Origin of the sequence: Winogradskyella psychrotolerans (assembly GCF_018860565.1) — a bacterium.
In the GTDB taxonomy this organism is placed as follows: domain Bacteria; phylum Bacteroidota; class Bacteroidia; order Flavobacteriales; family Flavobacteriaceae; genus Winogradskyella; species Winogradskyella damuponensis.
Window position 1 is genome coordinate 259,094 of the sequence record NZ_JAHKPS010000013.1, and the last position, 21,554, is coordinate 280,647.

22 protein-coding genes are annotated in these 21,554 nt (G+C 32.8%); 7 read left to right on the top strand and 15 right to left on the bottom strand.

The genetic code is table 11. The annotated features are described in order from the left end of the window. Position 1 precedes the first annotated feature (1 nt). The gene (locus KO504_RS05750; protein ID WP_215925373.1) at positions 2 to 826 is read left to right on the top strand and encodes a universal stress protein; all 825 of its coding nucleotides are present in this window, start codon (positions 2 to 4) and stop codon (positions 824 to 826) included. 34 nt (positions 827 to 860) lie between these two features. After that, a complete protein-coding gene (locus KO504_RS05755; RefSeq protein ID WP_215925374.1) occupies positions 861 to 1,310 on the top strand; it encodes a pyridoxamine 5'-phosphate oxidase family protein in 450 nt (149 codons plus the stop codon). Between the two features lie 117 nt (positions 1,311 to 1,427). Here KO504_RS05755 and KO504_RS05760 read toward each other — a convergent pair whose 3' ends face one another. From KO504_RS05760 to hemN, 6 genes are all read right to left on the bottom strand, one after another. Then, on the bottom strand, positions 1,428 to 2,687 hold the full coding sequence (locus KO504_RS05760; RefSeq protein WP_215925375.1) for an alginate export family protein: 1,260 nt from the start codon (positions 2,685 to 2,687) through the stop codon (positions 1,428 to 1,430). A 7-nt stretch (positions 2,688 to 2,694) separates the two neighbouring features. Next, positions 2,695 to 3,315: an SCO family protein gene (locus KO504_RS05765; protein WP_436840191.1), complete on the bottom strand. Its 621-nt coding sequence runs from the start codon at positions 3,313 to 3,315 to the stop codon at positions 2,695 to 2,697. Between the two features lie 146 nt (positions 3,316 to 3,461). Further along, entirely contained in the window at positions 3,462 to 4,244 is a 783-nt protein-coding gene (locus tag KO504_RS05770) for a formylglycine-generating enzyme family protein (RefSeq protein WP_215925376.1), read from the bottom strand. Positions 4,245 to 4,248: 4 nt separating this feature from the next. Further along, entirely contained in the window at positions 4,249 to 5,694 is a 1,446-nt protein-coding gene (gene nirK / locus KO504_RS05775; protein WP_215925377.1) for a copper-containing nitrite reductase, read from the bottom strand. Between the two features lie 234 nt (positions 5,695 to 5,928). Further along, positions 5,929 to 6,762 carry a universal stress protein gene (locus KO504_RS05780; protein WP_215925378.1) on the bottom strand — a complete coding sequence of 278 codons (834 nt, stop codon included), beginning with the start codon at positions 6,760 to 6,762 and terminating at the stop codon, positions 5,929 to 5,931. Between the two features lie 12 nt (positions 6,763 to 6,774). Continuing rightward, positions 6,775 to 8,139 carry an oxygen-independent coproporphyrinogen III oxidase gene (hemN, locus tag KO504_RS05785; protein WP_215925379.1) on the bottom strand — a complete coding sequence of 455 codons (1,365 nt, stop codon included), beginning with the start codon at positions 8,137 to 8,139 and terminating at the stop codon, positions 6,775 to 6,777. A 152-nt stretch (positions 8,140 to 8,291) separates the two neighbouring features. Here hemN and KO504_RS05790 point away from each other — a divergent pair, with 152 nt between their 5' ends. Continuing rightward, the gene (locus KO504_RS05790; protein ID WP_215925380.1) at positions 8,292 to 8,918 is read left to right on the top strand and encodes a YceI family protein; all 627 of its coding nucleotides are present in this window, start codon (positions 8,292 to 8,294) and stop codon (positions 8,916 to 8,918) included. A gap of 381 nt (positions 8,919 to 9,299) precedes the next feature. Next, positions 9,300 to 9,875, top strand: coding sequence for a superoxide dismutase family protein (locus KO504_RS05795; protein WP_215925381.1), 576 nt, complete (start codon positions 9,300 to 9,302; stop codon positions 9,873 to 9,875). Positions 9,876 to 9,985: 110 nt separating this feature from the next. Here the strand turns inward: KO504_RS05795 and KO504_RS05800 are convergent, their stop codons facing one another. Beyond that, a complete protein-coding gene (locus tag KO504_RS05800) occupies positions 9,986 to 12,136 on the bottom strand; it encodes a S46 family peptidase (protein ID WP_215925382.1) in 2,151 nt (716 codons plus the stop codon). 318 nt (positions 12,137 to 12,454) lie between these two features. Between KO504_RS05800 and KO504_RS05805 the strand changes: the two genes are divergently transcribed. Next, the gene (locus tag KO504_RS05805; protein WP_215925383.1) at positions 12,455 to 13,630 is read left to right on the top strand and encodes an LETM1-related biofilm-associated protein; all 1,176 of its coding nucleotides are present in this window, start codon (positions 12,455 to 12,457) and stop codon (positions 13,628 to 13,630) included. A 9-nt stretch (positions 13,631 to 13,639) separates the two neighbouring features. After that, positions 13,640 to 14,200 carry a hypothetical protein gene (locus KO504_RS05810; protein ID WP_215925384.1) on the top strand — a complete coding sequence of 187 codons (561 nt, stop codon included), beginning with the start codon at positions 13,640 to 13,642 and terminating at the stop codon, positions 14,198 to 14,200. 41 nt (positions 14,201 to 14,241) lie between these two features. Here the strand turns inward: KO504_RS05810 and KO504_RS05815 are convergent, their stop codons facing one another. The 8 genes from KO504_RS05815 to KO504_RS05850 are packed head-to-tail and all read right to left on the bottom strand — an operon-like array spanning position 14,242 to position 19,516. Continuing rightward, positions 14,242 to 15,189: a Fic family protein gene (locus KO504_RS05815; RefSeq protein ID WP_215925385.1), complete on the bottom strand. Its 948-nt coding sequence runs from the start codon at positions 15,187 to 15,189 to the stop codon at positions 14,242 to 14,244. 53 nt (positions 15,190 to 15,242) lie between these two features. Next, complete coding sequence (locus KO504_RS05820; RefSeq protein ID WP_215925386.1) at positions 15,243 to 15,998, bottom strand: LytR/AlgR family response regulator transcription factor; 756 nt, start codon at positions 15,996 to 15,998, stop codon at positions 15,243 to 15,245. A 46-nt stretch (positions 15,999 to 16,044) separates the two neighbouring features. Then, positions 16,045 to 16,359, bottom strand: coding sequence for a 2TM domain-containing protein (locus KO504_RS05825; protein WP_215925387.1), 315 nt, complete (start codon positions 16,357 to 16,359; stop codon positions 16,045 to 16,047). Positions 16,360 to 16,407: 48 nt separating this feature from the next. Continuing rightward, positions 16,408 to 16,752, bottom strand: a complete 345-nt coding sequence (locus tag KO504_RS05830; protein WP_215925388.1) for a 2TM domain-containing protein — start codon at positions 16,750 to 16,752, stop codon at positions 16,408 to 16,410. Further along, positions 16,752 to 17,078, bottom strand: coding sequence for a 2TM domain-containing protein (locus tag KO504_RS05835; RefSeq protein WP_215925389.1), 327 nt, complete (start codon positions 17,076 to 17,078; stop codon positions 16,752 to 16,754). The genes KO504_RS05830 and KO504_RS05835 overlap by 1 nt, the downstream gene beginning before the upstream one ends. 11 nt (positions 17,079 to 17,089) lie before the next feature. Continuing rightward, positions 17,090 to 18,442 (bottom strand): histidine kinase, encoded by a 1,353-nt coding sequence (locus KO504_RS05840; RefSeq protein ID WP_215925390.1) that lies wholly within the window; start codon positions 18,440 to 18,442, stop codon positions 17,090 to 17,092. Between the two features lie 6 nt (positions 18,443 to 18,448). Next, a complete protein-coding gene (locus KO504_RS05845) occupies positions 18,449 to 19,075 on the bottom strand; it encodes a tetratricopeptide repeat protein (RefSeq protein WP_215925391.1) in 627 nt (208 codons plus the stop codon). Positions 19,076 to 19,093: 18 nt separating this feature from the next. Further along, positions 19,094 to 19,516, bottom strand: a complete 423-nt coding sequence (locus KO504_RS05850) for a DUF2141 domain-containing protein (RefSeq protein ID WP_215925392.1) — start codon at positions 19,514 to 19,516, stop codon at positions 19,094 to 19,096. A 180-nt stretch (positions 19,517 to 19,696) separates the two neighbouring features. On the opposite strand from KO504_RS05850, the gene KO504_RS05855 reads away from it, so the two are divergent. Beyond that, on the top strand, positions 19,697 to 21,508 hold the full coding sequence (locus KO504_RS05855; RefSeq protein ID WP_215925393.1) for a serine hydrolase: 1,812 nt from the start codon (positions 19,697 to 19,699) through the stop codon (positions 21,506 to 21,508). Positions 21,509 to 21,554 lie beyond the last annotated feature (46 nt).

Sequence of the window (21,554 nt, forward strand, 5' to 3'; positions counted from 1 at the left end):
CATGAAAAAAGTACTTTTACTTACAGATTTTTCTAAGAATGCTACAAATGCAATTAGTTACGCCATGCAGTTTTTTGAGTCTAAAACATGTACATTTTACATTATGTATGTGCATAAAGTAAGTGGATATGTTACAGACGATTTATTAATGTCTCCAAAAAATTCTATTTACGATTCTATCACTAAAAAACCACAAGAGAAACTCGATGCCTTAATCGAAAAATTAAAAAATGATACCAAAACTCAAGATTATCATTTTGAAACGATAATAGATTTTGATGTGTTTACCGATGCAATTAACCAGTTGGTTCAGAAATTTTCTATCGATTTTGTAGTCATGGGAAGTAACGGAGCGTCTAATGTAAAAGAAGTTATTTTTGGTAGTAATACCATTAATGTTGTTGAGAAAGTAAAATGTAAAACCATAGTTGTACCAAGCAATTATAGTTTTTCGCCTGTTAAAGAATTTTTGGTATCCTTAAATACAGATGATAGTTTTAGTAGTCACTTACTAGAACATATTATAGATTTTATAGAAGATTTTAAACTGAAACTTCACATTCTTAGAATTAGCTCAGAAAATGATGCCTCTAACATTTCATTACAAGATAAGGAAAGCATTGCATTATTAGATTCTAAATACCACCTTGTAGAAGGTGTACCCATAGATTATGCTGTTTCAAGCTACATACAAACCAACCCCATAGATATAACCGCTTTTATTACTCAAGATAAATCCTTTTTAAAACGCTTATTTAGTGCCTCTCCAAGTAAAGAGTTAAAATCCAGAATGAAATTACCACTCTTAGTATTGCACTGTCATTAAACCTATGTTAAAATAAATCTAAACCTTAAAAATTATGATAAAGTCCTTAAATAAAGAAGAGTGCCAATTGATTTTGAGCCAAAATTACATAGGGCATCTAGCATATATTTATCAAAACAAACCTTTTGTTGTACCTATTACTTATTTTTATTCAGATAATAGAATTATTTGTTACTCAGGTGATGGACATAAAATTAGCGCCATGCGTCAACACGATAAAGTAGCACTAGAAGTTGCTGAAATAACCTCAATTACCAACTGGAGATCTGCTGTAGCTCATGGTCAATTTATAGAACTGGAACGCAGTAGTGCAAAAGCCATGTTACATGAATTTTCTTTAGGAGTAAAAGATGTTATAATGCGAAAAGAGTTACGCGATTTAGATTTTATTAGTGAGTTTTCTGCTAAAATAGATTCTGACGACATTCCTACAGTTTTTGTTATAAATATTGAAGAATTTACAGGAAAAATAAGACATGACTAAATAGACTTACTAAGTCTTAAAGACTACAGCAGTATCTTTTAAATTCGTTATAAAACTATTTAAATATACTGCTGTTTCTTTTTAAATTTCCCCTAATATTGGGAATTATGCTAAGCTTTAATTATTCAGTGTTGTTTTAAATAAACTTGGTTTAACCGTAATCATTAACCAAGCCCAATTGTTAGCATTGTCTTTATTGCCCGCTTTTAAAACCTCCATCGTTTCTGTGGCAAACATTTGCGAATAGCCTGCGTTAAAACTGATGTCTTTGGTCCACTTATAACCCAATACCAAATCTAATTCGGTGCCCAATGCATTGCTCATTTCTTTTCCTGTCTGGTCTACAACAGTTGCCGCAGATGAAAATATATGAGGCGTTAGTTTTGCAGAAAATCGCTCTTTTTGGTACTCTAAGCTCGCTTTAAGAGCTAGTAATCCTACAGAATTAGAATGGTTGCCCACATAAAAATAATCCATCAATCCATTAAATTTATGATTCGTACCAAACCAAGGATTAAATGATTTTAGCTTGTTTTCAGTAGTGTTCATATCAGTACCTGAAAGATATTCTATACCTAATCCCGTTTTAAATTCAGCATTAATTTTATAAAAGGCATTAGCCGCAATATTAAAAGCACTCAAATCTGTGTTTGCTATTGACCCAGTTTGAAAATAGATAGACGCATCAGTCTGCCATTTGTTTTTTTGGAATGTCATTCTAGAACCTATGGTCTGGTTATAATCTACTTTTTGCTCATCGTTTTCATCCATATAGGTTAAACCGTTGTTTAATAGTAAAACACTTAATCCAACATTTTTTAGATTAGTATGATACCATATATATTGAAATGCCTTATAATTATTAACGGCGTAATCTGTGTCAAAAACAGTTTCTTCATTTGCATTTAGAGCCAAACCAAAATCGAAACGATTCGTTGTATTTGGTTGGTAAGTGGTAACTATAGCATCATGGCTTCTAGCTTGTTGTGCCCAGCCTACATTTCCAAAAACTCTTTGATCATCGTAATTGATTTCTTGTCGACCTAATTTTACGGCTAATTTTGGATTAAAAACTAATTCTGCCCAAGCTTCATGCAATGCAATTCCGTTTTTGTCTTCCAAAGACGTCGTTGGAACATCGCCCCAAACTCTCACATTTTGAAACGACACAAAAGCATTCAATGTTTCACTTCCGTAATTAAAATTTAATCGTGTACGTTGCGATATAAATGTTGCAGCGTCTGTATCATCTGGAATCAGTGTTTTATAACCATGTCTGTATTCAAATCGTGGTCTTAATTCTGCCGAAATTTCAAATTCTTGCGCATAGGATGTCATTACAACTCCTAAGCAAAGAATTGTTAGTAGTATTTTCATCTTTAAATTAGTATTGGGTTAACTGAAGGATGGCTTCAATAGTTTCTTTATTATCTACGCCTAAACCTTCTTGTTGGTGTTTTAATTCTCCTGCCGGATTAAACACACTAATAATATTAGAATGCGAAAAGTCTATTGGAGAAATCTCTTTATACTTTACAGATAATACATTGGCAAATTCTCTAACTCCATCAACTGTACCTTGTAAAAACGTCCACTGCTCACCGTCCATTTCATTTTCTATGGCGAATGCTTTTAGACGCTCAGGAGTATCTGTTTCAGGATCAATAGAGACCAATGCGAATTGTACATTCTTAATATTTTCAGTAGGAATTTTAGCTTCAATATTTCGCATATCGGCCACCAATCTTGGGCAAGCTGCTTTACACGAGGTATAAATCATTACCATAACTAAAGTTTTTCCTTTAAGGTCTTCAAGTTGAATTTCATTACCTTCTTCAGTATGCCATTTACTCGTTAAGTTGAAAATAGATTCCTCTGAAATCTCATCAGTTTCTATGTCTTTTGAAGCTGTTTCTAATTGTTTTAAATCCATGTTACAAATAGGACAGCTACCTGCTTCATCATAGGTTTTGTCTCCTTCGCATTGCATTGGACATTGGTACATAACTAATGCTGTGTCAGATGTTTTTGATCCATCCGATTTACATGATGTTACAACCATTAACAATACCAACACTGAGATTGTTAATTTTAAATAGTTACTCACGTTATTTATATGGATGACGTGTTTGTGATTTTTCTTTGAAACGTTCATTTGTTTTCTTTTTTAATATCTTGTACGCATCTAAAACCTAGGTTTTTCATAGCGTATTTAGCTTTTAAACTTCCCCTAATGGCATAACGCATAAATGCAGCATAATTCATTAAATCTGTAGCATTAACTGCTGCACTTCCACAGAATAGATTACTATCCTTATCTACATCTTTTCTAGATTCTCCAGTGATTAATACCGAATTAAAATCTAAAGTCCATTCCCAAACTAAACCGTGTAAATCGTAAACTCCCCAAGCATTTTTTGGTGTTTCACCGATGCGGTTTTCCTTTGTTCTAGGAGCTTCGTACCAAGCTAAAATTTGTGCGTTATAAGATGGTTTAACACGTGCATCTTTTGTGGTTTCGTCTGCCATGGCAACATATTCCCATTCGTCAATTGTTGGTAAGCGCTTATTTTGACATTCGCAATAGGCTTTTGCAGCAAACCACGACACGTAGTTAACCGGACTATTAGGATGAATAGAGTCGTTTGGTTCTAAATCGGTTTTCCAGTTAGATAAATAGCTTTTATCTGCAAATAACGACACGATCTTAGATTTCCTCCATTTAGGATTATCTTTTAAAAACTGCTTATAATTTTCAGTAGATACAGGATAGATATCCATCTTAAAATCTTTGACTTCAACGACTATAGAATCTCTTCCGTATAAAGGAATATAACGGCTCCCTTCTATAAGAACCATGTCTTTAGCCTGCCCAAACATTAAAGATTGAACTCCTAAACACAACATGAACAAACTAAAGACTTTGGTTTTCATAATATTATTTCTTTTTAACGTCGTCAACCATCTTTTTGGTTACTACTTTTTTAGAATTTCCCCAACTGTTGTAAACGTAAGTTAATACATTTGCGACATCGTCTGAAGAAATCATTTGCTTGGTCATAACGCTATTATACTTCTCACCGTTTACAGTGATTTCGCCACTTAATCCATTGATAACAACTCCAATTGCTCTATCTACATCGGCATTTAAATAATCTGACTTTGCCAAAGGAGGAAACGCATTAGGAATACCTTGCCCTTCGGCTTGGTGACAAGCAAAACAGGTTTGCATATAAATTTGTTTTCCAAATTCCATTTGTTCTTCAAAAGATTTTGCTGGAATTTCCGATTCTACAATTTCATCAGTTGTTGGCATGTTTTGTATTCCTGGTCCTTCAGGCAAATAAATACCTTCTCTAATTTCACCAGAGTAGATTTTCTTTTCTTCTTCACCTTCCACTTTAAGCATTCCTAAAGCCCCTTTATTAAAGGCTCTAAAAATGGAATGATCTACTAAGATAAATGTTCCTGGAACATCAACTCTAAACTCTACTATAGCTGCACCTCCTGCCGGAATTAATGTAGTTTGTACATTTTCATTTACGAGGTCACCACCTTCAACGTGTACTTTATCAAATATTTCACCAATAACATGGAAAGAAGAGACGAGGTTTGGTCCACCATTACCAACATAAAGTCTAACCGTTTCGCCTACTTTAGCTGTTATAGCATTGTCGCCTGTTAATGCTCCAACGCTTCCGTTAAATACAACGTAGTCGGCATTTTCGTCAACGGCTTTTTGCATATCAAAAGGCTGTAAGCCACGTTCACCGTTTTTACCTTTAGTGTAAAAATCACCTTGCATAATATAGTATTCCTTATCTACTTGTGGTAGTCCGCCTTCTGGTTCTACAAGAATAAGACCATACATTCCATTTGCAATATGCATTCCTACAGGTGCTGTTGCACAGTGGTAAACATAAAGGCCTGGGTTTAATGTTTTAAAGGAAAATGTTTTTTCATGTCCTGGTGCTACAAAAGAAGATTCTGCTCCACCTCCTGGCCCCGTTACAGCATGTAAATCTATATTGTGTGGTAGTTTATTGTCTGGGTGATTAGATAATGTGAATTCTACTTCATCACCTACCCGTGTTCTAATAAAACTACCTGGTACAGAACCTCCAAAGGTCCAATATACATACTTTACTCCATCTGTTAATTCGCCTTCTTCTTCAAGAATTTCCATATTAACAATAAGCTTTTTTGCTTTTCGTCTACCAACTGGGGTTGGTACATTTGGTGGAGCAGTTAATTCTGCTATCATTTCTCTACTTACGGGAATTTCTGCGGTACTAGAATTCTCTTTTTGATCATTCTCTTTACAAGATGATAAAATGAGTAATCCTGAAGCTACAATGCCTAATAATAATTTTAATGTTCTCATTTTGGTTGTGGTTTTTAGTGTTTAAAAAAAAATTACATCTAACTGTTTTAAATAGGATAAAATTGTCTTATTAATAATCAAAAGTAGCTTATAGTATATATTAAAAATATGATATTTATCAGGATAAGGCGTCATTTACTAAAAATGAGTCTCTAAAAACAAAAAAATGCCAGAAAACTTAATCTCTGGCATTTTAGTTTGATATTAAAAAAACTAACTACTAAAATATCAAAATTATATTTTGAATGTCATAACTGGTAAAGTAGAATGATTTGCAATATCTTCAGAGACACTACCTTCAAAAATATGTGACAAGCCTTTTCTACCATGAGTTGCTACAGCAATAACATCTGCTCCAATAACATTAGAGAAGTTAAGTATTCCTTTCTCTATAGAATAATCGGAAACCACATTAACACTTTTCAAATTGTCTAAATTCCCTTCTGCTTTTCTTAAAAAGTTAGCGACTTTTTTATCTATTTCAGAAGAACTTCTAAAATTGCCATCAGGAGAATTTACATAAACCAAATGCATTTTAGAACCAAGTTTATTGAAAGTTGTCTTTGCTTTTAAATACGGTGCAACAGCTTCTTCTGAAAAATCACTAGCAAAAACAGCATTTTCAAAATCTAACAAAATTGGATTATGTTTAATGACTAAGACCGGAATATTAGCATACCTAACAACTTTTTGAGTATTAGAACCTATCAAAACTTCTTTTACTCCACTTATGCCTTGGGATCCCATCACAATAAGATCTGCACCATGTTCTTCTGCGAGATCATTAACTTCGCTCCAAACTTTAAAATGTTTTACTATTGGTGTTACTTTTACATCCTTTAAATAAGGTTTATCTAAAAAAGTTTCAAACTTTTGTTCTGCTAATTTTAAATAAAAAACAACTTCTTGGTTTTGTGATTCTGTGGCTGACGATATAATTGCATAAGACAATTCTAGCATGTGCAATACAATAAGCTCAGAGCCATATTTATTAGCTAAACCTGCAGCAGCTTCGAGTGCAAATTCAGAATGTTCTGAAAAATCTACTGGTACAATTATTTTTTTCATTGTATTAAAGTTTTAAATTGTCATTGAAAACAACTGTGTTTCTGGCTTTTTTCGTTGCAATAACAGATCGAAAGCCATACATATATTTCTTATAAAAGGTTTTCCTTTTTCTGTAACAATCACTTGGTTTGTTCTAAAATGAAGCAAACCATCCAATTCAAATTCTTTTAATTTTATGAGAATTTCGGGTAATTCTTCAAATGATAAATTAGCCGCCTTCCATGACGTTTCAAAATTGCACATCAGATTAAGAATGTGTTTTCTAATCACTAAATCTTCAGCATTTAAAATATGCCCTTTAAAAACAGGAATTATATCTTTACTTAACAACTCATAATATTCCTCATTAGATTTTACATTCTGAGCAAAACCATACCAACTATCACTAATTGAAGACACTCCTAAACCAATCATTGCTTGTGTTTTAGAAGCTGTGTACCCCATAAAATTGCGATGTAACGTTTTATTTTCCATCGCTTTATAAAGTGAATCGCTTTTTAAAGCAAAATGATCCATGCCAATTTCTACATAACCAGCCTCTTCAAAATATTGTTTTCCTGTTTCGTATTGTAAACGCTTAGATTCTGGGGTTGGCAAATCGGTTTCACTAAATCCTCGCTGTCCATTTCCTTTAATCCAAGGGACATGTGCATAACTATAAAACGCAATGCGATCTGGCATTAACGCTTTAGTTTTATTGATCGTTTCTGTAACATCTACTTCGGTTTGAAATGGTAAACCAAAAATGATATCATGTCCAACAGAAGTATAACCAATTTTACGAGCTAAATCTGTGGCACGTTTTACGTTTTCAAAAGGCTGAATGCGATTAATGGCTTTTTGAATATTAAGGTTATAATCTTGAACTCCATAGCTCACACGTCTAAACCCTAAATCGTACAAAGTTTGAAGATGTGCTTCAGTGGTATTATTAGGATGACCTTCAAAACTAAATTCGTAGTCTTCTGCCAATTCTGCATTCGTTAAAAGTCCCGAAATCAAAAACTGAAGATTCTCAGGAGAGAAAAATGTGGGTGTACCACCACCGAGATGTAATTCTTTAATCCTTGGTTTGCTACCTAATAATTTGAGGTATAAGCTCCACTCTTTTAAAACCGCTTTTATATATGGCGATTCTACTTCATGTCGTTTGGTTATACGTTTATGACAACCACAAAAGGTACAAAGACTTTCGCAAAACGGTAAATGAATATAAAGGCTTAAGCCTTCGGACGTGTTACTTTCTTCAAAAGAACGTTTTAAAGAAGCTTTCCATTGTTTTAAAGAAAATGATTCCAAATTCCAATAAGGGACCGTTGGATAGCTTGTATAACGAGGTCCAGAAACATTATATTTACTAATTAAAGAGTGACTCATGGCTTAAAATTCACCGCCAAAATTAATGGTATATAGACTTTTAAAATATGATATTTGTCATATAGAGTAAAATATCATATTTAAGAATCTCAATTCACCTTGCACAAAAGTATTTATCTGCTTAACTTTACTAAAAAATTAAAACTCAGCTTATGAAAAGCATAAAATTCTTATCTGTACTTGTAGTTATTTCTTTAGTATTTACATCTTGTAAACAAGAAAAAGAAAAGGAAGAGGTTAAAAAAGAAACCGTTGAAAACACAATTAAATACATTGTTAAACCAGAAGCAACTTCTGTAAAATGGACAGCTTATAAGACAACCGAGAAATTACCTGTTGGTGGAGAATTTACAACTTTGAATTTTAAAGAAAAAGAAGGTGCATCTCCAAGTGAAGCTCTAAATAATTTAGATTTTTCTATTCCAATTAGTAGCTTGTTTACAAAAGACGAATCTAGAGATGAAAAACTAAAAACATCATTCTTTGGTGCTATGTTAAATACGGACTTACTAAAAGGTACAATTAAATATATGGATAACGCATATATTGCCTCTATTACAATGAATGGGGTTACTGCAGATTTACCTTTAGAGGTTAATATTACTGATGAAAGACGTGTTACTATGAAAGGCACAATGCAACTAAAAGATTGGGATGCATTAGGAGCATTAGAAACATTAAACAAAGCTTGTTTTGATCTTCATAAAGGTGCTGATGGAGTTAGCAAAACTTGGGAAGATGTTGCTATTGAGGTGAGTACTTATTTACGTGATAAATAATAAAAACTGTATATACAATCTTCTTATTGTTCATCTAATCACTAGCAAATGCATTAATAATATTATTGATTGAGTTCTTTAATCATTCCTTACTTCCATAATTTTAACACACACACTTAAGATATCTTTATGGCATCTGTTTAGATACGCTCGTAATATCGTTTTTGATAAAAAAGGACTGTATTACAGAATTAAAGAAAGTGCACTTTAGTGATTTGCATGGTTCAGGCTTGAGCATTGTAAAAGGTATTGGAGACAAATAAATGTCAAGTATTCTTATACAAGCAAAACAACCTATAAGACAACCACAAAGACTACTGGTATCAAAAAGTTTGTAATTCAGTTACATTATTAACTTTAGTAAAATAATTAAAATCAATCATGAAAAATTTAAAATTAATAGTACTTGCATTTGCAATGATATTTGCAATAGCTTGTAAAGACTCAAAAAAAGATTCTGAAACCAAGGTTAAAACCGAAGATGTTGCAGAACAAAATTCAACTGAAAAAAGATTATCGGTATCACTATACCCAAAAAGCGGCAGTAATGTAGAAGGTACCATTAATTTTGTAGAAAAAAACGGTTTTGTAACTATGGTTGGAACTGTTAAAGGTTTAGAAGAAGGGCAACATGCCATACATATTCATGAAAAAGCAGATTGCTCTTCAGAAGACGGATCGTCTTCTGGCGGTCATTGGAATCCTACTGGGCAACCACATGGTGCTTGGGGAGACAAAGCGGGCTATCACAAAGGTGATATTGGTAATATCACAGCAAATACAAACGGTCGTGCAACTGTAAGTAAATCTACAAATGAATGGTGTATTGGTTGTGGAGACGAAACAAAGGATATTTTAGGCAAAGCAATTATTGTACATATTGGTATCGATGATTTAACATCACAACCTTCTGGTAATGCTGGCGCTCGTATTGGATGTGCTGGTATTATTAAGTAATTATAAAATACCACTCATAAAGGTATCATAACATAAGATACCTAAATATATCGCATAAAAAAAGCGACCTGAAATTCAGGTCGCTTTTTTTATTACAGATAACTTTCTTATTATGATTTCGTAACAATAGTTAACTCATCAACAATATGTTTTGCGTTAGAGTATTTATCAATTAACCATAGTACATATCTAATATCTACATTAATGGTACGTTGTAAATCTTTATCGAAAATTACATCACCTGCCATAGCTTCAATGTTTCCATCAAATGCTAAACCAATTAATTCTCCTTTTCCATTAACAACAGGCGAACCAGAATTACCTCCAGTAATGTCATTATCTGTTAAAAAGTTTACAGGTAATTGACCACGTTCGTTAGCATAACGTCCATAATCTTTCTTTTCGTAGATATCTAACATGCTTTGGTCTAAATCAAACTCACTATCGTTAGGCTTGTACTTTTTAATCATACCCTGAAACGTAGTGTAATTGTTTTCATTTGCATCGTTTCTTTTATCTGCAGGTAAAGCTCTCACTTTTCCGTAAGATAAACGTAAAGTAGAATTTGCATCAGGATATTTTATATCACTTAATCCAGATTCACGTAAACCTTTTACTAATAATCTAAAAGACGCCTGATAATCGTTTGTTGGCTGCTCTAAACTCTCAGGACTTTCTCTATATTTATCTAATAATTGGTTTGATAATTTTAATAACGGATCATTCTCTAAAATAGCTTTATCAGGATACTGTAAGAATGCTAAAGCACCTTCTTTAGATGAAAACAGGCTTAAATCAAAAATAGCATTAGTATAAGCTGTAAAATCATTATTGTTTTTTTCTCCTATTTCTGCCACTAATTCTGGTAAAGAATAATTAGATTTTGAAGCCAACAAGCCTAATTGTTTCGCTAAAATTTCCTTTTCTAATGGCAAATGATAATTTTGATAAGAGTTTTCAATAAAAGCTTCAAGTCTTGGTAAAAGGTTTTTACGTTCTGCTTCACTAGCATTCACATATTGTGTTAAACCAGACCCAATTCTGTAAGGTAAAACGGCAAATTTACTGGAGCGTAACATTCCTAATAAATAATTACTTTGTCTCGCTTTTTCATTTGTTAAGTTATAATAGTTATTGATATTTTCAATAACTTTTCCGTACATAGCTTTATTCGCTTTCTTATTAGCCCATTTATTAAATTTAGCTTCAGTTTTGCTCTTTTTTTCTACGGTTTTATGCTCAGTTAAAGCTTTTATCATTCCTGCTCTATTTTTCCAATAGTTAGCAATACTAGCATAGCTTGATGCATACATTAGGTTTACAGATTCGTCTGCGTCCATGTATTTTTTCATCACATCCATACTTAATTTTGAGCCTTCAACCCAAGCAGGATATGCATATTTTACATTTTGCTCTACACCTTGTGCAGGCATCCAACGGTTGGTACGACCAGGATATCCCAAAATCATAGCAAAATCATTTTCCTTTACTCCATCAATATTAACAGGTAAATGATATTTTGCTTTTAAAGGCACATTATCAGTTGAATATTCTGCTGGATTTCCATCTGCATCTGCATAAACTCTGAATAATGAAAAATCACCAGTATGTCTTGGCCATTCCCAGTTATCTGTGTCTCCACCATATTTACCTACATTCTCTGGAGGTGTTCCTACTAAACGCACATCAGTATAATCTTCATAGACGAAATAATAAAACTCATTTCCTTGATAAAATGAACGTACAGAAACAGTGTATTTTCCTCCTTCATTATTTTCTTGCTCAATTTTAGCTATTTCTTTGTTAAGTGCAGCTTCACGCTCTTTTTCACTCATGCTATCATTTACTTGAGCTAACATACGCTTAGAGACATCATCCATTCTTACGAAAAAGCGAACATATAGGCTTTCTGGCTTCATTTCTTCTGCCAATGATCCTGCCCAAAATCCATTCTTTAAATGGTTTTGTTCTGCAGTAGATAATTCAGCAATAGCATCGTAACCACAGTGATGATTTGTTAGTACCAATCCGCTATCTGAAACAATACTTGCTGTACAACCACCATTAAATTGTATAATGGCATCCTTTAAACTCTGATTGTTAATACTGTAAATTTCTTCGGGTGTTAATTGTAAACCCATTTTTTGCATATCGCGATGATTTAAACGCTCAATATGCATTAAAAACCACATACCTTCATTTGCCATCGCTGGCGATAATGAAATGATAAAGGCAATAATTGTAAGGGATATTCTCTTCATGTTTTGTTGTTTTATTTATGGCCATAAAAATACAGAAATTTAAGTTGTTTTTATAGCCGATAAAGTGTTAAAGCTTTATCTTTTTAAATAAAAAAGTGTCTATTCTTTAAAGCCATATTTCCATTAACAAAAACTCAAAACCATCATAAAAAACTCATAACACAATACACTAGCACTTCTCATACAGCAAGTGCTTCAATTAAAGGACATCAATGTTACAACTCCTAAGATTGCTGTTGCAAGCAAAATTTTGTTAACAAAATAAATTAATGATTTATAACTATAAAAATTTAACTTTGCAGCTTCAATCTTTATGTTATGAATCCATCAGCTAATGGCTGGATAAAAAAATTACTCAATCAAGTTTCTGAAATCGTGTATTCTCAGACTGAAACTGATACGTTTTATATTAATTTAAAACGTACTGGGTTTATATATGGAAGTAATATTAAAGTGGTATTAGATATTGTTAAACCCTTTGAACTTAGTGAAGAAGAACGTTGTAAAACCAATTTACTGCTAACCTTCTATTACATTTATAACAAGGAAAATCCTAAGGAACAATTCACCGAAAGCCTCATTAGATATTACAAGTCTATCAGTGATCAAAAACAATCGTTTTTTGAAGATTTATTTAGCGATAAATCACCTGATAGTTTGTTGGAAAAAATCATTCATAAGCGTATACATATTGATGATAATTTTATTTCAAAAAGTTTTAATTATTTTTTAATTAACGCCCTTTTATTCGTTGATGTTTTAGGGTATCATCGTTTTTTAAAAGACGAAAAAAACATTAAAAACTATGTTGAAAATCTTGAATCTGCATTAGAAACTATTGTGTTTTCAGTTATTGAAAACAAGACTGTAAAATCTGAATACGATGAAAACCTTATTAAACTGTTTGAAGGTTCTATTCGTTATAAAAACGCTGAGCTTCTAACCTATACTGATGCCATTTCTATAATAAACGAGCCTTTAGAAAAATTATATGTTATAGATTTAGTGTGTATGGCATCTTGGACTGACAAGATTATAGACAACGAAGAAAAAAGCTTTTTAAATCAATTAAAAAAAGATTTAAGTGTCGATAATACGGTTATTGTAAGATCCATAAATGACATTAACCTGTTTTATGATGAGCATAAAGATGAGGTCGCGTTTTTAAGTTCTAAAAATTTAGCACAAAGTTTTTATGATAATAGTAGTAAAGTCGTTTCAAAATTGATTAAACGAAACAGCAAACGTTTAATTAAAGAGTTGTCTGAAAGTAAAGAAGCCTTATACCTATTAACCCAATCTACACAACGCAATCTTACGGACGAAGAACAGAAAAAAATTCAAACGCAACTCATAGACATCTTTAAATCCATACCTAGTTTAGCCATCTTTATGTTACCTGGCGGTATGTTGCTTTTACCCTTGTTTATTAAGTTTATTCCTAAGTTATTACCTTCAGCTTTTGACGACAATAGAATAGACGACAAGGAATAGAACCAAACTATGAAGCACATTATAATCCTATTAATAATCATCGTATTTACGAGTTGTGCTGAAAAACAACATACAGCATCTAAGCAAATAAAAACATACTATAACGGCTATAAAAATTCGGATTACAAACTGATAAAAAAAGTATTAGCTGATAGTCTTACAACAGTCTTTGGAGACTATACCACAACCTACTCACATCAGAGCTATTATGAACAATTTAAATGGGACTCCATCTTTAAACCCGATTATGAATTAGTTAATTTAAACCATGAGGACGGACAACTTGTTGCGACTGTTTCTATGCGTTCTTTAAAGCTTGAATTTTTAAAGAATAACCCAATGACCTGTCGCTATCAGTTTCAATTTACAGCAGAAAAAATATCAAGAATAAAAGAACTAGATTGTAATGATGTTAATTGGTCTATATGGCAAAACGAGGTGAACGCTCTTGCCAATTGGATTAAACTTAATCATCCTGAAACGGATGGCTTTATTCACGATTTAAGTATGAAAGGCGCTATAGATTATGTAAAGGCTATTGAATTATATAAAAACCGCGAGGTCGATTAATACTACAATTAGCTTTCCTGTCTTTATTCAAAACATCAACTTTATTTCCCTTTAGCATTAATGTAATTTAGAACAGCTTCTTTAGTCGTGTACCAATTACGCCCTTCTTTATGAGCATCTATTTTACCTTGACGTGCCAATAAACTGACATATTCTTGGCTATAAGGCACTTCTGGTTCTTCAACGATATTAGAAATCGACTGATAATCGTTATCTGAACCCGGAATAGCACTCATATAGATATTTATTGAACGCTCACAAGCCTGAGCCATTAATAACATGAGTTTACTATAATTTCCTTTATTAGCTTGATTTAGTGCTGCGTAATATTTAGCTCTATCATTGGCTAAAATAATAGCTGGTGGAAAACCATGACGCATTAATAATAAATTCATGGCAAGCCGAATAGTACGACCATTACCATCAAAAAATGGATGAATCCATACAAATTTATGATGAAAAACCGTGGCCAACTCAATAGGATTAAGCCCTTGTGGGTTGTTATTAATATAGTTTATTAATGTCTCTAAGTATTCTGAAACTTTACGAGCGTTTGGCGGTATAAAATTAGCGCCAGAAATACGAACAGCAGCGTTTCGTAAACGCCCTGCATAATCATCTTCTATAGAACGTAATACCAAACCATGAAGCTCTAAAATATCTTTAGCATTTAAAACATAATCATTCTTAACTAAAGCATATAACTTATGTATAGCCGTTTCGTGATTTTTAGCTTCAAAATGCTCTCGTAATGATTTTCCTTTTATGGTAATGCCTTCTTGTAATACCATTTGTGTTTCTCTTAAACTAAGCGTATTACCTTCTATACTGTTACTATTATAGGTCCACTCTATGAGAAGTGATTCTTTAATATTTTGCAATATAATATTGGGCAATGGTCTAGCAGCATTTAAAGCCTTAACCTTGTCTAATAACCTACTAAATGTAGTCTCTAAATCGTTGCGATATGCTGTATTAACGTCCCACATATTACAAAGATACAACTTTTATCGGTTACAGATATTTTTAAACCTATCCGATATTACTCTAACCAATTTTTAAAATCTTTAACACGTTCCCTAGCCACTATAATATCTTGCTCGTTAAAACGGTTGAGTTTTATTTGAAGTCGTGAGTTGGTATAGCTCACCATATCTTTTATGGCATTGATATTCACGTAGAACTTTCTACTGATTCTGAAGAATATATCAGGTTCTAAATCGGCTTCTAACTCATCTAAAGTCGCGTCTAAAAGATAATTACGGCCTTCGGTGGTAAATGCATAAGTGCCTTTGTTTTCACTATAAATACATTCGATATCTTCAATATTAATGAGCTTTAAATGCTGACCAACTTTTACTGAAAACCGTTTTTTGTACTCGCGCTCAATCGGATTCACCAATAAATTTTTAATATCATTAAAATCTAAGGTAACAGATTGTTTTTGAGGCAATCTGCCTTTGTATTTTTCAACAGCCGTTTTTAAATCCTCATCATCAATGGGTTTTAATAAGTAATCAATACTATTTAATTTGAAAGCTTTCAACGCATACTCATCATAAGCCGTTGTAAATATGACAGCAGATTTGATATCGATAGCTTCAAAAATCTCAAAAGACAAACCATCACTCAATTGAATATCTAAAAATATCAAATCTGGATGCTCATTTGTTTCAAACCATGCTATAGACTCCTCCACCGAATGTAACATGATTTCTGCATTGATATCTAATGTTTTTAACATCCGTTGTAAGCGCCTTGCTGATGGTTTTTCGTCTTCTATTATGATTACATTCATGACTTAAATTTATATATTTTTAATTTCTTCTATTTAATTAAATATGTTATTCCCAAAAGGTCGTTTGCTCGTCTTTTTCCTTCAAGAATTTCTCTGTTTTCCGATCCTCCCAACGCTTATTAAAAATACCTCTAGCTTTGAAAACATTGAGTCCATGTATAACGATAAAAACTGTCCATGCTACTAATATACTCAGATTTAGACTTATAATACTATTAGTGTATGGTCCTGAAACAATATAAAGATTATACAAAAGAAGTGCTACACCTACAACGTATCCTGCTAGGTGAATATAGAAAATTTTAATTCGCCTCACTTTCGCTTTCGCCTTTCTTAGTCGTTCTTTGTCTTGGTTGTTCATTTTCAAATATTTATATCTCTTTTTAACTCTTCACTCTTTATTAAACCCCTATTCCCAATGCTGCTCTTCCTTTTCCATAAATTCTTGAATTTTACGTTTTTCCCAATTCTTTCCGAATAGAAAATTGGTCCCGAAAACTCCTAAAAAATGAAATGCTAACCCTATGCCCCAAAAAAACGCTGTGGCATAGGGTCCAAACCCTGAAAAACCATCACCAGAATTAACTCCGATTAGAATTATGAGAAACAAATTCACAATCACATAAACCGCCAAATGCCAGTAAAAACCAACGATAGCATCTACCTTTTTCTTAGCTCGTAAATATGCTTCTTCATTTCTAAAATCGGTTGAACCGTTTTGGTCTTCGTAAGATTCTATTTCAAACTTTTCCATTACTTATATTTTTTATTGTGTTCAAATTCTTCATTCATAAACTGCTGTATCTTTCGTTCTTCCCAATCGTCGCCAATAATAAGTGGCAGTCCAAATACAGAAAACGCATGTATAGCAATTACCAAACCCCAAACTAACCATGATGCTAGTGTAGAAAAGGTAAAAAAGGCCTCTTCAAATGTTTCTCCACTATGAGTACCACTCATTACTTTTACGGCAGTTATAATAGAATTAATTATAAAATAAACTGCTAAGTGCGTGTAAAAACTCTTTAGTTTTTCAACCTTATGCTTCGCTTTTCTAAAATTTGATTTATTTCTGTCCATAATCTGATTGTTTAATTCCAACGCTTATTTTCATCTTCTTTACGCATATATTCTTCTATTTTTCGCTTTTCCCAGCCTGATCCCAAAGCTCCATCATCTACAAAGACTCTGTAGGCTTGAAACACCAAGCTCAATCCCCAACCAAAGGCAGGAAACCAAAACCATTGAATGGTCATATAAGAATACTTATACCATATAAATACTAAAAAAGGGATAACAAATACGTAAGATATTAAACTGTAATAAAAGGCTTTTAATTCCTCTACACGCTTGCGTGCTCTTACATAATCGTCGTTAAGACGCTCTTGTGATCTTTGTGCTGTTCTCATGATTGATACTTGTTTTGTGAGCATCGGAATTGCGACTGCAAAATCCTTTTCTCGTTGATTGATGTGTACTTTTTTATTTGTAAGTAATTGGTACCGTTGTTTTATATTTTCTAAACCAACACCACTACTCTTCTTTACTATTTGTTTGGGCTGTAGATTATTCATCACTACCAAGTGATTACCATCTTCATATATCTTAACATGCAATGGTTTATTAGATGTGACCATATTATGCTTTACCGCATTTTCTAACAACAATTGCAATGACAATGGCACCACTTTACTTTCTGGGTTTGACGCTTTATCCGGAATCTCAAAAATGATACTATCCTCAAAGCGCATTTTTAAAAGCGACATGTAGGTTCTGGCAAAATTCAACTCTTCATCTACAGTGACTAACTCTTTGCTTTTCTGCTCTAAAACGTAACGATATACTTTAGATAATGAGGTCGTGAATTTTTGAGCATTTTCTGGGTTTTCCTCAATTAAACTGGTTAAAACATTTAAACTGTTAAACAAAAAATGCGGATCTAATTGATTCTTTAAAGCGTCGAACTTGGCACTTGCCGTACCAGCAATTACTTTTTGCTCTTTTATCTTATTTTTTTGATAGCGGTTATAGAAATAAACCACATGAAAAACAGAAACAATACTCAATGTTATCCAGATACCAAACGAGTAGGCTTTCCAGGATTCCTTTTCCATAAATAAATTAAAGTCTGTTCCATAATAAAACACTGCTGTTCCTGCTCGTAAAAGAAAGAGACCTACTAAAGTGATGAATGTACTCCCTATAATACCTATAAGTATACGTTTAATATAATCTCCTTTTGTCCAAGTTCGCTTTTCCATATAATCGAAAAATGCCATATTAGAATACCCTAGAACAAAGGCATACAATTGATAAAACCCGAATTGAATTAAAAAGTCATTAAAAGAATCGTATTTAAAACCATCTGATAAAAGGTTCCCTATTACAAATACCACACATCCAATGGCGAAGGTTAGAATTATTTTTTTTAATGACTTCATCATAATTTATTAGGCTTTACAATCTTTAGCAACAGCTACTGCGCGTTCTTTTCCCCAATTAGGGTGTAATTGACTCTCTGGCTTAAAGGTATTAAAAAGTTCAATGGATGCTTCTATGTCTTTACAATAAGGTGCTGTATCTTTTCCAAAATATTTTGCACTTCCCATAGCCCACTCTGCCTTACCTAAAGCTGCTCTTGGATTTGTGGGATCTAAAGCTGTAGCTTTATCATACAACTCCGCTATTTTAGCTCCGTATTTCATACCGTAGGTCATACCATCAAAAGCTACCCAATTGGTAAAAACTTGAGCCTGCATAACCAGTAATTCTGTGTTATTTTCACTTTTTAACATAGCTGCATCTATATGTTGCTGTGCCTTATCTAATTGTGCCTTTATAACAGTCGCATCTTTTTCTGTCCAGCTTTTTAGGCTATTAATCTGAGCGATGTAGTAATTTGGCAGCCATTCTTTAGGTTCTGCATTAGCAATACGTTCAAACATATTTTCTGCTTCATCAGTTTTATTAGCTTGCCAGAGCTCAAAAGCTTTATTCATACCTTTTTCGAAATTAGTTTGTGCTTGAGCCAGTCCTGTAATAAATAGAAAAACAATTAGGATTAGATTTTTAGTCATGATAAATATATTTTTTGGTTATAGTTTTATTTTTATAGTCTTATTAGCTTTCAATTCAAATTTAGCGTCCTTCCATTTTGGTGGTCCCATAAAACCGGTAGCTCCATTTGAGCAGCCATAATCTTCTTTGGGAATATGCATAAAATTAGTATCCATTTTTCCATTATCATTTTCATCATGAAAAACGGAAACTGCATAAACACCCTCAGGAATTCCTTCAAAAGTTACTGTGCAACGTTTATTTTCTATGACACTTATATGGCTTTTATAGTTTTCCTTTAAAAACCCTGTTTCAGTATTATAAAGTGCTACAAAGATTTTCCCTTTGTCATTATTGGCATTCGTTACGGTTACTGTAACCGAATAATTGTCTTGAGCCTGTAACTGATAACTTAAAACGTTAAGCAAAAGAATGACTATGATTTTTACAAGTATATTCATGGTTTTGGTTTTGTTTGACACAAATATCTAATAGAAGTGCTGGTTTAAAAAACAGAAATAACCGAAATGTTATTTTTTAATGACGAATTGTAACTTTTTAAAAATTTATTAAAAAAACAGTAACTTACAGGTATAATTCTATACTTATACCTTATAACGACAATTAAAACCAACCAAAGCATGAAAAACCGCATATTTATTGTTGCGTTAACACTCGTTTCTACATTAGTGTTTTCACAAACCGACAAACGCCTTAAAGGCATAGAAAAGCAATTTAACGCTGTTTTAGAAAGCACAAAAGCTCCAGGTTTTGCCGTAGCTATTGTAGAAGGAGATAAAATTATTTATGCCAAAGGTTTTGGTTATGCTGATTATGAAAATAAAATTCCCGCAGATGCCAACACACTTTTTGCCATTGGTTCTACCACAAAAGCATTTACATCTGCGCTTTTAGGATTGCATCGTGAGGACGACAAATTGACGTTTGACGATCATCCAAAAAAACACATTCCTGAGTTAGAATTTTACAATGATGAAATGAATAACACTATTATCATTAAAGATTTAATGCGTCATAGCACAGGTTTACCAAGACACGACGGTTCATGGTATTTTTTCCCAAGTCATAGTAAGGACAGTTTAGTAACCAAAATAAAATATCACGAACCTTTTACGGGAGTACGAGAACAGTGGTATTATAACAATTTTGGGTTTTTATTACAAGGGGTAATTACAGAAAGAATTACAGGAAAAACCTGGGAAGAAAATATTGAGAACGCATTTTTTAAGCCGTTAGGCATGGATCGTTCTAAAACCACCATTGCAGGTATGACTTCTAGCGCTAATGCAGCTTTAGGCTACGAGTTAGATAAAGATAGAAACATCTCTAAAATGGATTATTACGATATTGCTGCGATGTCGCCTGCAGGAAGTATTAACAGTAGTGTTAATGATATGAGTAAATGGTTAATGACATGGATTAACAACGGAAAATATAAAGGCGAGCAAATTATTCCTGAGAATTACGTAAAAGAAGCTATGAGTTCTCAAATGGTTGTGGCAGCAGGATTTCCTTCTAAAGAACTACCAGATGCACAATTCGCAAATTACGGTTACGGCTGGTTTTTACATTCGTATAAAGGTCATTATATGGTAGAACATGGTGGTAATATTGATGGTTTTTCGGCTAGCGTTGCTTTGTATCCTTCAGACAGTTTAGGTATTGTTGTTTTAGCCAATCAAAATGGCTCTCAAGTCCCTAAACTTATTAGAAATATTGCCGCTGATTATATGCTAAAAGTCAATAAGACCGAATGGGCAAAAAAGCACAAGGAAGATTTGAAAAAATCTTTAGAAGCGATGAAAGAAGCTAAAGACGATATGGGAACTTCTAATGTAAAAAACACCAAACCCTCACATACCAAATTAGACTATACAGGGACTTATGAGCAGAAAGGCTATGGTAAATTTGAAATAAAATTAGAAAACGACTCGCTATTTTCTCAATTGAATGGAAAAAAATTATTCTTAAATCATTTTCATTACGATACGTTTGAATTTCTCGATGTTAAAAACGGAAAAGTAGACACTACAGATATTGGTAATTCGGTTAAAATAAACTTTAGTACCAATATTGCAGGAGATATAGATTATGGTCGTATAGATATTGAAGGCTTAGTAGATCCTATAGCTTTTAAACGCTCACCAAACACTATAGATGTAGATGCAAAAACCTTAGAACAGTATGTTGGCGAATACGATTTAATGGGAACAGAAATTAAAGCCTACATTAAAGACGAAAATGTACTTTATGTTTTTGTGCCAGGACAACCAGAATATGCCTTAATCCCAACAGCTACACACAAATTTAACTTTAAAACACTTGAAGGCTTTAAAGTTGAGTTTATAGAAAGTGAAGATAAAAGCATTAATGAAGTAAAATTTATTCAGCCTAATGGTACGTTTGTAGCTAAACGAAAACTAAAAGATTAATGCATACGTAACTTTACGTATATAAAACTTAAAGTTATTAACGGAT